This is a genomic window from Streptomyces sp. BV286, assembly GCF_019090165.1.
Lineage (GTDB): Bacteria > Actinomycetota > Actinomycetes > Streptomycetales > Streptomycetaceae > Streptomyces.
In genome coordinates this window covers 1-14067 of sequence record NZ_JAHRIB010000052.1, presented here as the reverse complement: position 1 = coordinate 14067, position 14067 = coordinate 1, and the positions used below count along the sequence as shown (strand labels likewise).

The following is a 14067-nucleotide window of genomic DNA, read 5'->3' as shown; positions in this document are numbered from 1 at the left end:
GGTCGGCGGCGCCCCGGCGGCGGCCCGCACCCGCGTCGCCAGTCGCGTCGGCAGTTGCGTCAGCTGTCGCGTCAGCAGTCGCGTCAGCAGTCGCGTCAGCAGTCGCGGATCTCCGGTGACTGGTTGAGGATCTGCGAGCGCGGCGAGGTGAAGCGGCGGTGGGTCTCGCCGCCGCGGGCCTCGGGGTGGAAGGCCGCGACGCGGTGGCAGTTCTGGAAGGCGAGGGCGATGCCGAAGTGCCGTTCCAGGCTGCCCCGGATCGCGTCGCTGGACAGGGCGCGCAGCAACTGGCCGCGCTCCCTCTCCGAGGGCGGCGGCGTCCGGTTGTCGGCGAACTCCGCGCTGCCCGCGAGCAGTTCGTCGGCCAGGCGGGCCACCAGGTCGTAGGCGTACGGCAGGGACGTGCGGACGGTTTCCACGAAGTCCTCCTCCCGCACCTTGCCCTGCTCGGCTTCGGCGAGCAGCTGCGGGGAGACGTCGAGCGACATGAGCGTGTCCTGTCCTTGGGTCGGGTGGGGGGAATCCCCCGGTCGGGCCGGGGCGTGTCCGCCGGACCGGGGGAGGCGGAGCGGGGGAGGCGGGGCGTCGCGGTCCGGGCGCGGGCTCGGGGGCGGCCCGGGCTCAGGTGCGGGCGCGGCTCAGACCTGGGCCGTCAGGGCCGCGGGGCCGTGGCGGAAGTCCGGGTCCACCTGGGCCGCGAGGTCCAGGCCCGTCGCCCGGTCGGCCCACGCGGTGGCGTTGCGCAGGTGGAACTCGACCGCGTGCCGCTGGAAGGCGTCCCAGTCCTTCGTACGGGCATCGACCGCGTCCTTCAGCAGGCGCAGGGTCTGGCTGTTGTGGGGCTCCAACTCGCCCTGGTCGCGCCCCTGTTCACGGGCGCGCACCCACGAGGAGTGCTCGCAGTACGCGAGGAGGTCGTCTCCGACGTGCTCCTTGAGGAACAGCAGGTCGTCCTCGCCGGCGACCTTGTTGCCGACGACGGCGACCGGGATGCCGAACTCGGCCGCGTGGTCGCGGTACTGGCGGTAGACCGAGACGCCCTTGCGGGTCGGTTCGGCGACCAGGAACGTCAGGTCGAAGCGCGTGAACAGACCGGAGGCGAAGGCGTCGGCGCCGGCCGTCATGTCGACGACGACGTACTCTCCGGGGCCGTCCACCAGGTGATTGAGATACAGCTCCACCGCGCCGAGCTTGGAGTGGTAGCAGGCCACGCCGAGGTCGCTCTCGTCGAAGGCACCGGTCACCATCACGGGTACGCCGTCCACCGGGCGCACATGGCGGCTGTGGATCTCGTCGTCGCCGAGCGGGCGCAGCAGCCGGGAGCCGCGGCCCGGCGGGGTGGTCTTGATCATGGCGTCGCGGGAGGCGATGCGCGGGTTGGTGCCGCGGAGGAAGTCCTTGATGTCTCCGGTGTGCGAACTCAGCGGCGGGGCGCCGAAGTTCTCGTCCTCGTCGAGCCCGAGGGCGTACGCGAGGTGCTGGTTGATGTCACCGTCGATGGCGACGACCGGGGCGCCGGAGCGCGCCAGGTGACGGGAGAAGAGAGCGGACAGGGTGGTCTTGCCGCTGCCGCCCTTACCCACGAATGCGACGCGCACGGGGCCGCCCCCTAGGCTTCACTGATGAAAACGAATGTCATGTGGGTAGAGTTACTGGGGAGATCGGGCCGCTGTCAAATTGCGGCGGTACGGGGGTGAGGGTGCGGGTTTGCCGGGCCGGTGCGGGCCGTTCGTGGCCGGTCGCGCCGTTCCCCGCGCCCCTTCGGGTGGTTCCTCACGGCCGCCCCGAAGACCAAAGCCGGGGCGCAGCCCCGCTTTCAGGGGCGCGGGGGACGGCACGGCCGCCCCCCGTCGGCCCGCGCCCGCCGCACCGCCCGGACGCCTACTTCTCGCGCGGAGCGTCAGGGCTCGGTACCAGGTCCCGGTCCGGCGCCGCCCCGGCCCCCACGGTGGCGGGCCCGCGCGACCGGCCGGTCAGACGCATCGCCACCGGCTCCGTGAAGCGCGCGGTGAGCGGGCCGACGATCACCAGGATGAGGACGTACGCCGTGGCCAGCGGGCCGAGCCTGGGCTCGATGCCGGAGGTGACGGCCAGTCCGGCGATGACGATGGAGAACTCGCCCCGCGCCACCAGCGTGCCCCCCGCCCGCCAACGGCCCTTCGCGGAGATCCCGGCACGCTTGGCGGCCCAGTACCCGGTGGCGATCTTCGTACCGGCGGTGACGACGGCCAGGGCCAGCGCGGGCAGCAGCACGGGCGGAATGCTCGCCGGGTCGGTGTGCAGCCCGAAGAACACGAAGAACACGGCGGCGAACAGGTCACGCAGCGGGGAGAGCAGCCCGTGCGCACCCTCGGCCACCTCGCCCGAGAGCGCGATGCCGACGAGGAACGCCCCCACGGCCGCGGACACCTGGAGCTGCTGCGCCACACCGGCGACCAGCAGGGTCAGACCGAGGACCACCAGCAGCAGCTTCTCGGGGTCGTCGCTGGAGACGAAACGGGAGATGTGGCGGCCGTAGCGCACCGCGACGACGAGGACGAGTCCCGCGACACCGAGCGCGATGGCGAGCGTGGCACTGCCCGCCGCCAGGCCGGCCCCGGCCAGCAGGGCGGTGATGATCGGCAGGTAGACCGCCATGGAGAGGTCTTCGAGGACCAGGATGCTCAGGATCACCGGTGTCTCGCGGTTGCCGAGCCGGCCGAGGTCGCCGAGGACCTTGGCGATGACTCCTGAGGAGGAGATCCACGTGACTCCGGCGAGGACGACGGCGGCCACCGGACCCCAGCCGAGCAGCAGCGCCATCGCCGCACCCGGCAGGGCGTTCAGGGCGGCGTCCACCAGACCCGCCGGGTACTGCGTCTTGAGGTTGGAGACCAGGTCGGTCGCCGTGTACTCCAGGCCGAGCATGAGCAGCAGCAGGATGACGCCGATCTCGGCGCCGATCGCGACGAACTCCTCGCTGGTGCCCAGCGGCAGCAGTCCGCCCTCGCCGAAGGCCAGTCCGGCGAGCAGATAGAGCGGTATCGGGGAGAACTGGAAGCGTCCGGCGAACCGGCCGAGCAGTCCCAGACCGAGGATGATGGCGCCGAACTCGATCAAGAAGACCGCGGACGAGTGCACGTGTCACTCCCTTCCGAGTATGGTCGCGGCCGACTCCACGCCCTCGCGGGTGCCGATCACGATCAGGGTGTCCCCGCCGGCCAGCCGGAAGTCCGGCGTCGGCGAGGGGATGGCCTCGGCCCGGCGCAGTACGGCGACGATCGACACACCGGTTTCGGTACGCATGCAGGTCTCGCCCAGCAGCCGCCCGTTCCAGTACGAGACCGACGACAGCTCGATCCGTTCGGCGACGAGTCCCAGCTCGGTCGTGGACAGCAGGCTGGGGCTGTGGTGGGCGGGCATCAGCGCGTCGATCAGCGCGTCGGACTCTCCCGCGGACAGCCGTACGGAGAGGGCGCAGGCGTCCGGGTCGTCCTTGCGGTACGCGCTGAGGGTGCGGCCGCCGTCCCGGTGCGCCACCACGGAGATGCGGCGCTGTTCGCGGGTGGTCAGGTCGTAGCGCACGCCGATGCCCGGCAACGGTGTACTGCTGAGGCGTGGTGTGCCCATGACGGGTCCCCTGTCCGGTGTCGTTGCAAGGTGTGCGTTCACCCTACGGGGGTCCGCGGAAAGCGTTCGGCCGCGGCCCGGCTGGGGTCGGTCGCGCAGTTCCCCGCGCCCTGTGAGGGGCGCGGGGAACTGCGCGACCAGCCCCCACACACCCGCGGACGACACCCGGCCGTACCGCCGGCCCGACGGCCCGTCAGTCCGTGACCTCGACCTTCCCGTTGACCTCGACCGCGGCAGCGGCCTGCTTCGGTGCCGTGACGCTCTTGAGCAGCTCGGCAAGGTCGACGCCCGTCGTCGAGCTGAGCAGCTCGACACCCTGGGCGACGTTGTCCGCGACCGTCCGAGCCAACTGGCTCGCCCCGTCCGTGGAGATCACCGTCATCTTGTCGATCGCGCTGAGCGGCTCGGACGCCTTGGCGACGACCTGCGGGAGCACCTCGACGAGCATCTGGATCACGGCCGCGTCGCCGTACTGGGAGAACGCGTCGGCCTTCTTGCGCATGGCCTCCGCCTCGGCGGCCCCCTTCGCACCGATCGCGGCGGCCTCGGCCTCACCCTCGATGCGTACGGCGTCGGCGAGCGCGGCGCGGTGCGCCTTCTCGCCCTCACCGGTCAGCCGGGAGCGCTGCGCGTCCGCCTCGGCCTCCTTGACCAGGGCGATGCGCCGGGCCTCGGCCTCCTGCTCGGCCTGGTAGCGGGCGGCGTCGGCGGGCTTGCGGACCTTGGTGTCCAGCTCGCGGTCGGTCAGCGCGGCCTGGCGCTGGGCGACCTTCTCCTGCTCGGCGAGGACCTCCTGCGAGCGGGCGGCCTCGGCGAGCGGACCCGCGGCGGCGGCACGGGCCGCGGCCTCGTCCGTCTCGGCCTTGATCTCCGCCGTCTTGAGGGCGAAGGTCCGCTGGGCGATCGCGATCTCCTCCTCGGCCTTCAGCCGGGCCTGTTCGGCGGCGCGCCGGGCCACCGCCTCGGCGATGTCGGCCTCCTGCTTGGCGCGGGCGGCCTCGGGGCGGCCGAGGTCCTCCAGGTAGGAGCCCTCGGTGGTGATGTCCTGGATCTGGAAGGCGTCGAGCACCAGGCCCTGCCCGGACAGGCTCGCCTCGGCCTCCTCCGCGACCTGCCCGGCGAACGCGGCACGGTCCCGGATGATGTCCTCCACCGACATGCGGCCCACGATGGAGCGCAGGGCGCCGGAGAGCACCTCCTGGGTGAAGCCGACGATGCCGTCCTGCTGCATCAGGAAGCGCTGGGCGGCGGCGCGGATGGAGTCCTCGGTGCCGCCGACCTTGACGATGGCGACGCCTTCGAGGTTCGCCTTGACGCCCCGCAGCGTGACCGCGCCGCGCACCGAGATCGGGATGTGCCGCGACGACAGGTCGAGGGTGAACTTCTGCTGGACGAACGGCACGACGAAGACACCGCCGCCGACCACGACCTTCTGGCCGCTGTTGTCGGTGAACACCCGGCCGGTCTCCGGGTCGGTGGACTTCTTGCCGCGCCGGCCGGTGACGATGAACGCCTGGCTGGGGCCGGCCACCTTGTAGCGGGTGACGACGACGAGTGCGAGCAGGACGAGGAGTACGACGACTCCCACGACCGCGACGAGAACTGGACTCATGGTGAATTCCCCCCTGCCACCCCCAAGGCGGCAGATCAGTGCGGGTTACGGGACAACCTGCAAGCGGTGCTGACAGTAAGTGCGAGTGGTGAGAGCGGTAGGAGCGAGCGATGAGAGCAGTGAGTACGAGCGGGTGGGACGGGGACGGCAGGTGGGGAGGGCGGCGGTCGTGCGGCGGTTCAGCGCCGGACCGGGCGGACCGCCACCGACGTCGGTGACAGGGACTCCTCGACCCAGATCTCGGCGCCCCGCGCCACCGCCTCGGGACTCTTCGCCGCGAGCTTCACCGGCTGGCCCGCGAGGTACACGAGCACCTCGCCGTAGCCGTCGGGCGGGATCGGGGTGACGACGGAGCCCGAACTGCCCACGAGGTCGGAGCCGCGGGGCGTGGCGGAGGGTTCGTCGCGCATGAGGGCCCGGCTGAACCGCCAGGTCAGCCAGCCCGCTCCGGCTCCGGCCCCGATGCCCACCGCGGTGGCGGGCCCGGCTCCGAGTCCGGTCGTACCGAGCACGAGTGCCCCGCCGAAGCCGAGCATCGACACGAACCCGGCGATGACCGGCAGCGACAGCAGCCCGTCGAAGAGCCCGTCCAGGAAGCCCGCCCCGCCGAACAGTCCTTCCAGTACGCCGTCGAAGACGAGCGTCAGGAGCAGCAGAACGATTCCCGTGATGCCGAGACCGAGAAACAGAGTCAACCGGTCCACCTCCCCCGTCTGTGCCGGTCACCTGTGTGGACCGGCATTGTGTCAGGTTCGTACACGTGTGCACATTGCCGGGACACGGCAGTCTTTACGCGTTCTTGATGCCGCGTCGGCACCTGCCGGACGGACCGCACCGGATTCCTACACCTGTCCGGCATCAAGGGCGCGTAAAGACTGCCGGAATCCGGCAATGCGACGGACTCCCGGCCCGGGGCACGATGGTCGGGCAGAAACGGGGGAGCCACGGGGGACGGATAAGGGTCCCGGTACCGGAAGACCGTCAGCGGACGTCCGGTACCGAGGCCCGATCCCCCTGTTTCCCCTCTGCCCCCTCCCCCGCTTCTCCCGCATCCCTGGAACTTCCTCCGTGGCGAGTGAGCCGACGATCCCCGCGCATCTGCCGTATCCCGGCAGCGAGACCGGTCCTCGCCGCCCCGCACACCTCGCTCATGCGCTAAAAAGGCGTCAGCGGCTCATCGAGGAGACGGGGGAGCAGATGGCGGGGCGGGACATACCCGAGGAGTACCTGGACGGGTACGCGCGCATCCTCGCGGACGCCTCCGCGACCGGCCGCCGGCTGACCCGCGACGAGCTCGACTCCCGGCGGGCGCTGGGCGAGCGGGCAGCCGAGGCGGGCTTCGGACTGCGCGCCCTGGTCGGCGCGCACCTCACCGCCGCCCGCCTGCACTGGCCTGCCACCGCCACCGCCTCCGAGAGCACCCTCGCCGCCGTCGAACAGGCCGTCGACGCGTTCGCCGAGGGCTACGAGAGGGCCCAACTCCTCGCCGTACGCCAGGAGGAGGCCGCGCGCCGGGAGTTCATCGACGACCTCCTGCACGGCCGCAGCGACCTGGGCCTGCTCGCCGAACGCGCCGAACGCTTCGGGCTGCGCCTGTCGCACTCGCACGCCGTCGCCGTGGCGCGCGGCACGGGCGGCTACGACGAGGGGGACGCGGTCCCCCGCGAGGTGGAGCGCGCGCTGATCGGCCGGTTCGGCGACCGCAGCATCCTCGTGACCACCAAGGACGGCCGTCTGGTGTGCATCGCGCCCGGCGACCAGGACGACGTGCTCTCCTTCTTCGCCAAGCACGCGTACGCGGCCACCGACGGCGGCCAGGTCGCCATCGGCCGCTCCCAGCCCGGGCCCGGCGGGGTCGTCCAGTCCTACGAGGAGGCCCTGAACGCCCTCGACCTGGCCGACCGCCTGGAGTTCGACACCCCCGTGCTGCGCTCCGCCGACCTGCTCGTCTATCCCGTCCTCGCCCGGGACCGGCAGGCCATGGCCGACCTGGTGCTCAGCGCCCTCGGACCGCTGCGCGGAGCCCGCGGCGGTGCCGAGCCGCTCCTCGACACCCTCACCGCGTACTTCGACTCGGGCTGCGTGGCCGCGGAGGCCGCCCGGCGGCTGTCGCTGAGCGTCCGCGCGCTCACCTACCGGCTGGAGCGCATCCACAAGCTGACGGGGGCGAACCCGGCCGACCCGGTGCACCGGTACACCCTGCAGACCGCGGTCATCGGGGCCCGGCTGCTGGACTGGCCGGAGAAGGATCTCTGAGGGCCTCCCCCAAGGCCCCCGTCACCCTCCCGGCGCCGCTCAGTCCTCGCCGCCCCCGGCGCCGCTCAGTCCTCGCCGTCCCCGCCGTCCTCGTCTCCTGCCTCGTCCTCGTCGCCGACGTACTCGCCCGGCCCGGCCTGCCCGCCCTTGTCCGGCTTCTTCGCCTTGTTCCCGTCGTCCGCGGGGCCCGGCGGGACCACCGGGGCCTCCTCCGAGACGGAAGGTGACGCGGAGGGCTCCGCGTTGACGTCGGGAGTGGTCTGCGGCTCCTCGGTCCGGGGCACCGTGCCCGCCGCGGGCTCCACGGGGGCCGGGTCGGAGTCCTCGCCGGCCCCGGATCCGGCTGCCGGGCCCGCCGAGGGCGCCGAGCCCTCCTTGCCGGAGTCCCCCGCGGTGTTGTCCGGCGAGAACATCGACATGCCGGCGAGCACCGCGAGGACGAAGAGCACGGCACCGGCGAGGATGCCGAACACCCGGGGCCGTCTGCGGACCGCGGTCCCGACGGCGCCCCGGCCGCCGGCGGCCGGCCGCGCGCGGCGCGAAGGCCCGGAGCGGGCGGAGTGCGACGCGTGCGCCGAGTGCGACCCGTGAGCCGAGTGGTCGGCGCGGGTGGAGTGCGCGGCCGGGGCGGCGGCCTGCGGCAGCCGGTACGTCGTCGGGGACCCGGAGTCCGCGCCGCCGGACCGTGGTGGCGCGGCCGCGTACGACGGCTGGGTCACCGGCTGCCGCGCCCGCGACGACCGGGTTCCCGGTCCCGGCGACGCCGACGGTGAGGCCACCGGCAGCGGCTCGGCCCGCCCCTGCCAGGCACCCGATGCGAACCAGTCCGCGACCTCCTGGGCCGTGGGCCGGTCCTCGGGCTGCTTGGCGAGGAGACCGAGGAGGTAGTTCTCGAAGGCGGGCGGCAGCTGGACGCCGCGCTCGCGGGGCGGCACCGGCGCCATGTCGATGTGCTGGTGCAGGGTGACCGTCGCGCTCTCACCCTGGAACGGCGGTCTCCCGGTGAGGAGTTGGTAGAGCACGCAGCCGAGGGAGTACACGTCGGAAGCCGCGGACGCCGGGCGGCCGAGCGCCCGCTCGGGGGCCAGGTAGAGGCTGGTGCCGACGATCTGACCGGCCGTGGTGAGCGCGGAGGCGGGGTCGTCGACGAAGCGGGCGATGCCGAAGTCACCGATCTTCACGGTGCCCTGGGCGTCCGCGAGGAGGTTGCCGGGCTTGATGTCCCGGTGCACGATCCCCTCGCGGTGCGCGGCGGCGAGCCCGGCGGCGGCCTGGGCGGCGACGACGGCCACCCGTTCCATCGTGAGGGTGCCGGACGCGGTCAACTCCTGGGCGAGGCTGCGGCCTTCGACCAGTTCCATCACCAGGTAGAAGCGGTCGTCCCAGGCGCCGAAGTCGAAGACGGCGACGACGTACGGATGGCTCAGCCTCGCCGCCGTCTGCGCCTCCAGCCGGAACCGCGCGGCGGCCGCGCTGTCCGCCTCGTCCCCCAGCAGCAGCTTGACGGCCACGGACCGGCCGAGCACCTCGTCGGATGCCTGCCACACCTCGCCCATCCCACCGCGGCCAATGGACGCGTGCAACCGATACCGCTCCGCGACGAGCACCAGCGAATCATCCTCAACACAGCAGAAGGCCAACACGACTACCGCGAACGGCACTTCATGCGACGCAGAAGCGCAGGTGGGGGGAGATCCGCAGCAGGGGTCAGCCTACCGACACGCGACCGGGCCGATGTCCCGCCGATGTCCCGCCGGAGCGAGGGACGCGGGCACCGGCGGCTCCGCCGTGCCCGCGCGCCCGTCCCGGCTCGGCCGGCGCACCACGATCCGGCCGGTTCCCCGCCCCCAAAAGCGCGGGAAACCGCACGGTCGGCCCAACTCAGCCCGTGGCGGGCTCACTTGACTCGGGCCGCATCATCACACAGTCGAACTCGACGACCCGACCGGTGGCGGGCTCCCGGGTCACGGGATACATCCCGGTCACCCCGAACCCCGCGGCCTCGTACGCGGCGATGGCCTCGCCCATCCCCGGGCTGCCCTCGTAGAGCTGGAGCGCCGCGACCTCGGACTGCATCCCGACGAACTCCGAGATCCGCTCCCCGGCCCCGGCGAACACCTCCATGTCGAAACCCTGCGTGTCCATCTTCAGATAGGGGCGGGGATCGGCGATGCCCTCCAGGGCCTTCTGCAGCACGTCGTCGAGCCGCCGGATCTCGATCTCCTCGGTGCGCCCCTTGGCGAACCGCTTGTACCGCTCCTTGCCGTACTCACTGGGCGGCAGCAGGGAGTTCATGGATTTCCAGTCGATGGAGATCGACTGGACGGCCTCCTCGCGCCCGAGCGCGAAGTTGTACACATGCCAGTCGGGGTCCTTCTCCGCGGACCGCTGGAGCTTCGCGAACGTGTCGGAGACCGGCTCGAACGACACGATGCGCCCCGTGTAGCCGAAGCGCCGCAGGCCCTTCCCGTACTGCCCGGTGTTGGCCCCGACGTCGAAGACACAGTTCACCCGGTTGAGTTCCAGCAGCGCGGCCACGTGCTGGGTGCACAGGTAGTGGGCCGCGGCGAGCTGGAACTCCCGTTCCCCGCTCGCCGGCACCTCCTCGTCGAGGAGCAGTCGCGCGCCGGTGTCACCGAAGGGAACGCTCTTCATGCTCCGCTTCGTGGAGCCGCGGGCCACCACCCAGGTATCCGCGCCGGCGTCCGTGACGGCGTACCGCCCCTTCCCGTGGGTGACCAGATCGGCCCCACTGCCCACGGGCAGGACGGTGCGATCGCCCCGCCGGAACACCACGGCGGTACCGGGACCGACATCGACCACCTTCACGCCTATCCGGGGAAGGATCCTGAGCAGTCTTCTGTAAAGGGTCTGCATCCGGTCAGCCTCGCAGAAGACGTCATGGATTCACTCGTACTTCACCGAACAACCTTTTCGCGAGTGGTGCGTCGCGTGGCGGTCCAGTTCGTATGCCGCTCTGATGAGCGGCACGTGCGTGAACGCCTGCGGAAAGTTGCCCAGCTGGCGCCGGGCGAGGGGGTCGTACTCCTCGGCGAGGAGGCCGACGTCGTTGCGCAGGAGCAGCAGCCGTTCGAACAGGTCCCGGGCGTCGTCCTCGCGGCCGGTCAGCCGCAGGGCATCCGCGAGCCAGAAGGAACAGGCCAGGAAGGCGCCCTCGCCACCGGCGAGGCCGTCGGGGCTCTCGGCCGCGCCGGAGCCCGTCGAGTAGCGGCGGACCAGTCCGTCGCCGGTGGCCAGTTCGCGCTCCACTGCGGTGACCGTGCCGATGACCCTCGGGTCGTCCGGCGGCAGGAACCCGGTGCGCGGGATGAGCAGCAGCGCGGCGTCCAGCGCGCGTGATCCGTAGGACTGCGTGAACGTGGCGCGTGCCGGGTCGAAACCCCGCTCGCAGACCTCCCGGTGGATACGGTCCCGGATCTCGCGCCAGTGCGCGACGGGCCCGGGACGCCCGTGGTCCTCGGCCATCCGGACCGCACGGTCGAAGGCCACCCAGCACATGACCTTGGAGTGGACGTGGTGACGGGGTTCGCCGCGCATCTCCCACAGGCCCTGGTCGGGCCGGGACCACACCTTCTCCAGGTGGTCGAGCACGGCCCGCTGGAGCGCGATCAGATGCCGCTGTGGGCGCAGGCCGGAGCTGAGCGTCAGGGCGAGGGTGTCCATCAACTCGCCCGGCACGTCGAGCTGTTGCTGCAGGGCGGCCCCGTTGCCGATCCGCACCGGCCGCGAACCCTCGTATCCGGCGAGCCAGTCGGCCGTCCACTCGGTGAGCCGGCGCTCGCCACCGATCCCGTACATGATCTGGATGTCCTGGGGCCGTCCCGCCACCGCCCGCTCCAGCCAGCCCCGCCAGGCGTCCGCCTCGGCGGTGAAGCCGCTGCGCAGCAGCGCCTCCAGGGTCATGCCCGCGTCCCGCAGCCAGCAGAAGCGGTAGTCCCAGTTGCGTACCCCGCCGGGCTGCTCGGGCAGGGAGGTGGTGGGGGCGGCGACGATCCCGCCGGTCGGCTCGTAGGTGAGTGCCTTGAGGGTGATGAGGGAGCGGACGACCGCGTCACGGTAGGTGCCGTCGTACGTGAAGGGGCGCAGCCACTCGCTCCAGTACTCCTCGGTGCGGCGCAGCGCGTCGAAGGGATCCACGGGCTCGGGGGCGGGCAGGTGGGAGGGCTGCCAGGTCAGCACGGAGGGGATCCGTTCGCCCGCGGTGACGGTGAAGTCGGCGCGGTGGGCCTCGCCGTGCGCGGCCAGCGGGACGGGGGTGGACAGCCACACCGACTCGGGTCCCGCGATGCCGTTCAGCTGCCCGTGCACCCGGTGCATCCACGGCACCACGCTGCCGTACTCGAAACGCACCCGCAGGTCCATGCGCAGGTCGACCGTGCCGGACAGGCCCTCGACGACGCGTACGACACAGGGGGCGCCGTCGCGGCGCGGCATGAAGTCGACGACGGTGGCCCGGCCGGTGTCGGTCTCCCACTCGGTCTCCAGGACGAGGGAGTCCCCGCGGTAGCGGCGGCGGGAGGTCAGGCCCTCGTCGACGGCCACCGGGGCGATCCGCCACCGGCCGTTGTTCTCGTCGCCCAGCAGCGCGGCGAAGCAGGCCGGGGAGTCGAAGCGCGGCAGGCACAGCCAGTCGAGGCTGCCGTCGCGGCCGATGAGGGCCGTGGTCAGCAGGTCCCCGACGAGGGCGTAGTCCTCGATCCGTCCCGGCATGGGGCCAGTCTGGGCGCGGGAGCGGGCGCGGGCATCTCGGGCTCACCCGGTCGGCCCGGTGCGCTGGTGGGACGTGCCCCGCGGTGGTGCCGTGGGACGAGATCCCCCGTCGCCAGGAGCCGTAGGAGGCATCCGTGCTGAACCGTCCGTCCCGCCGGCCCCGGCGTACCGTCCTTGTCCTCGCCCCGGCCCTGGCTGCGGCCGCGCTGCTGACGACGGCCGGCTGCTCGGGCGGTGACGGCGGCGCCGGGACGGCGACGGGCGAGCGGGCGGCCTCCGCCTCGCCCGTGGCCGGGCGGGCGGCGGCGCCCTCGCCGTCGGTCACCGTCGCCCCCACCCTCACCGAGGCGCAGGCGAAGTCCGCGCTGGTCACCGCCGAGGACCTGGGCGGCGACTGGGAGCCGACCAAGGGCGCGGCGACCTGGCGGGACGCCCTCCTCAAGGGGAAGGCGGACGTCGGCGACTGCCAGCGGCTGCTCGACGGCCTGTACGCCGAGAACCTGCTGGGCGAGCCCGCCGGGGCCCGCGCGGTGGCCGGGTTCGACGACGCCGACGACGGGGCGCAGCTGCGGTACCAGGTCGGGGCGTACGACCGGGCGGCGCTGGACGCCTCGCTGGACTGGCTGCGGAAGGTGCCGGACACCTGCGGGCAGTTCACGGCCACGGACGTCCGCGGCGGGCAGGTCACGGTCCAGGCCGTCGCCGCGCCGCTGCCCGGCGTGGGCGAGGCCCGCGAGGGCCTGCACGTGACCGTGACCGGCGAGACCTCGTACCTCACGCTGGACTTCGCCGCCGTACGGGTCGGCGACAGCGCGCTCTCCCTCACCAACGGCGGCCTGGACGGCATCGACAGCGACGACACCCGGCAGGCCGCCCAGCTCGGCACCCAGCGCCTCCAGGAGGTCCTGGCCGGCCGGACACCCGCGGCCCGGCCCTCCGCACAGAGCGACGGGCAGCGCGACGGGCAGGGCGACGGGCAGGGTGACAGGCAAGGCGACGGTGCCGGGGACGAGCAGGGCTGAGCCCGCCCGCCCGGTACAGGTCTGGCAGGTCAGGCAGGTCAGGGCGGGGCCGGCAGGTCAAGGCGGGTCGGGTCGGGTCAGGCGGGGTCGGTGAGATAGCGCTCGACCGGGCCCAGGGTGAGCAGCCCGCTGCCCGCGCCCGCGAGTTCAGCGGCGGCCGGGCGCAGACGGTCACGGGCGCGTGCGAGCGAGGCGCGGTCGTCGAGACGTCGGGCGGCTTCGGCCTCCAGCGCGCAGCAGGCCTCGTACAGGAGGTCGCGCGGTGGCTCCGGGAGGACGCGCAGGGCGGTACGGGCCTGTGCGCGCCGGCCCGCCGCGAGCAGCGTGAACGGCTCGGCCCAGGGACGGTAGGGGCCCCAGTCCGTGCGGGAGTCCGGTGCCGTGACCGGGTCCGGTGGAAGGTCGTGGGTCAGGCGCAGGCACAGGAGCGCGAGCGGAAGCAGGCCGTGTTCCAGGCCGGGCATGCCCGCGCCGTCCAGGCGGGCGGCGGCGGCCCGGTAGGCCGCCTCGGCGCGGTCGGGCTGTCCGGTCGCGCTGAGCCGCAGGGCCCGGTACCAGTCGGTGAACACGCCCACCAGGGGCAGTTCGTGGCGTTCGGCGAGGCGGTCCGCGGCGGCCGCGTGCAGGTCCGCCGCGCAGAGGTCTCCGAGCGCGCCGCGGGCCTGGACGCGGATGAGGTGGCCGAGGACCTCGTAGGTCACCAGGCCGTGGCGGGCGGCCAGTTCGACGAGTTCCGCGCCGATCGTGTCCCGTCGTGGGGCGAGGCCCGCGCGGGTGAAGGACTGCATGAACCGGCCGTTGAGGGCGAAGGCCAGCAGCGCGGGGTCGTCGAGGCGG

The 14067-nt window shown here is 72.9% G+C and carries 11 protein-coding genes and 1 pseudogene; 2 read left to right on the top strand and 10 right to left on the bottom strand.

The window, feature by feature from the left end; genetic code table 11:
* Nucleotides 1-95: 95 nt before the first annotated feature.
* The 6 genes from KUF83_RS07200 to KUF83_RS07175 all read right to left on the bottom strand — a co-directional run bounded on the left by KUF83_RS07200 (nucleotide 96) and on the right by KUF83_RS07175 (nucleotide 5916).
* Nucleotides 96-488 (bottom strand): SCO5389 family protein, encoded by a 393-nt coding sequence (locus KUF83_RS07200; protein WP_217453726.1) that lies wholly within the window; start codon nucleotides 486-488, stop codon nucleotides 96-98.
* A 150-nt stretch (nucleotides 489-638) separates the two neighbouring features.
* Nucleotides 639-1598, bottom strand: a complete 960-nt coding sequence (locus KUF83_RS07195) for an ATP-binding protein (RefSeq protein ID WP_217453725.1) — start codon at nucleotides 1596-1598, stop codon at nucleotides 639-641.
* A gap of 283 nt (nucleotides 1599-1881) precedes the next feature.
* Entirely contained in the window at nucleotides 1882-3120 is a 1239-nt protein-coding gene (locus KUF83_RS07190; RefSeq protein WP_217453724.1) for a cation:proton antiporter, read from the bottom strand.
* 3 nt (nucleotides 3121-3123) lie between these two features.
* The gene (locus KUF83_RS07185; protein ID WP_217453723.1) at nucleotides 3124-3609 is read right to left on the bottom strand and encodes a cation:proton antiporter regulatory subunit; all 486 of its coding nucleotides are present in this window, start codon (nucleotides 3607-3609) and stop codon (nucleotides 3124-3126) included.
* Between the two features lie 193 nt (nucleotides 3610-3802).
* Nucleotides 3803-5221 carry a flotillin family protein gene (locus tag KUF83_RS07180; RefSeq protein WP_217453722.1) on the bottom strand — a complete coding sequence of 473 codons (1419 nt, stop codon included), beginning with the start codon at nucleotides 5219-5221 and terminating at the stop codon, nucleotides 3803-3805.
* A 179-nt stretch (nucleotides 5222-5400) separates the two neighbouring features.
* On the bottom strand, nucleotides 5401-5916 hold the full coding sequence (locus KUF83_RS07175) for a hypothetical protein (protein ID WP_217453721.1): 516 nt from the start codon (nucleotides 5914-5916) through the stop codon (nucleotides 5401-5403).
* Nucleotides 5917-6418: 502 nt separating this feature from the next.
* On the opposite strand from KUF83_RS07175, the gene KUF83_RS07170 reads away from it, so the two are divergent.
* Nucleotides 6419-7477, top strand: a complete 1059-nt coding sequence (locus KUF83_RS07170) for a CdaR family transcriptional regulator (RefSeq protein ID WP_217453727.1) — start codon at nucleotides 6419-6421, stop codon at nucleotides 7475-7477.
* A 65-nt stretch (nucleotides 7478-7542) separates the two neighbouring features.
* On the opposite strand, the gene KUF83_RS07165 is transcribed toward KUF83_RS07170, so the two are convergent.
* From KUF83_RS07165 to KUF83_RS07155, 3 genes are all read right to left on the bottom strand, one after another.
* Entirely contained in the window at nucleotides 7543-9084 is a 1542-nt protein-coding gene (locus KUF83_RS07165) for a serine/threonine-protein kinase (RefSeq protein WP_217453720.1), read from the bottom strand.
* 274 nt (nucleotides 9085-9358) lie between these two features.
* Nucleotides 9359-10354, bottom strand: coding sequence for an FkbM family methyltransferase (locus KUF83_RS07160; protein WP_217453719.1), 996 nt, complete (start codon nucleotides 10352-10354; stop codon nucleotides 9359-9361).
* Nucleotides 10355-10384: 30 nt separating this feature from the next.
* Nucleotides 10385-12208: a glycoside hydrolase family 15 protein gene (locus KUF83_RS07155; RefSeq protein ID WP_217453718.1), complete on the bottom strand. Its 1824-nt coding sequence runs from the start codon at nucleotides 12206-12208 to the stop codon at nucleotides 10385-10387.
* Between the two features lie 134 nt (nucleotides 12209-12342).
* On the opposite strand from KUF83_RS07155, the gene KUF83_RS07150 reads away from it, so the two are divergent.
* Complete coding sequence (locus tag KUF83_RS07150; protein WP_308402936.1) at nucleotides 12343-13230, top strand: hypothetical protein; 888 nt, start codon at nucleotides 12343-12345, stop codon at nucleotides 13228-13230.
* Between the two features lie 77 nt (nucleotides 13231-13307).
* Here KUF83_RS07150 and KUF83_RS07145 read toward each other — a convergent pair.
* Nucleotides 13308-14067, bottom strand: a pseudogene (locus tag KUF83_RS07145) (SARP family transcriptional regulator); the annotation flags it as partial.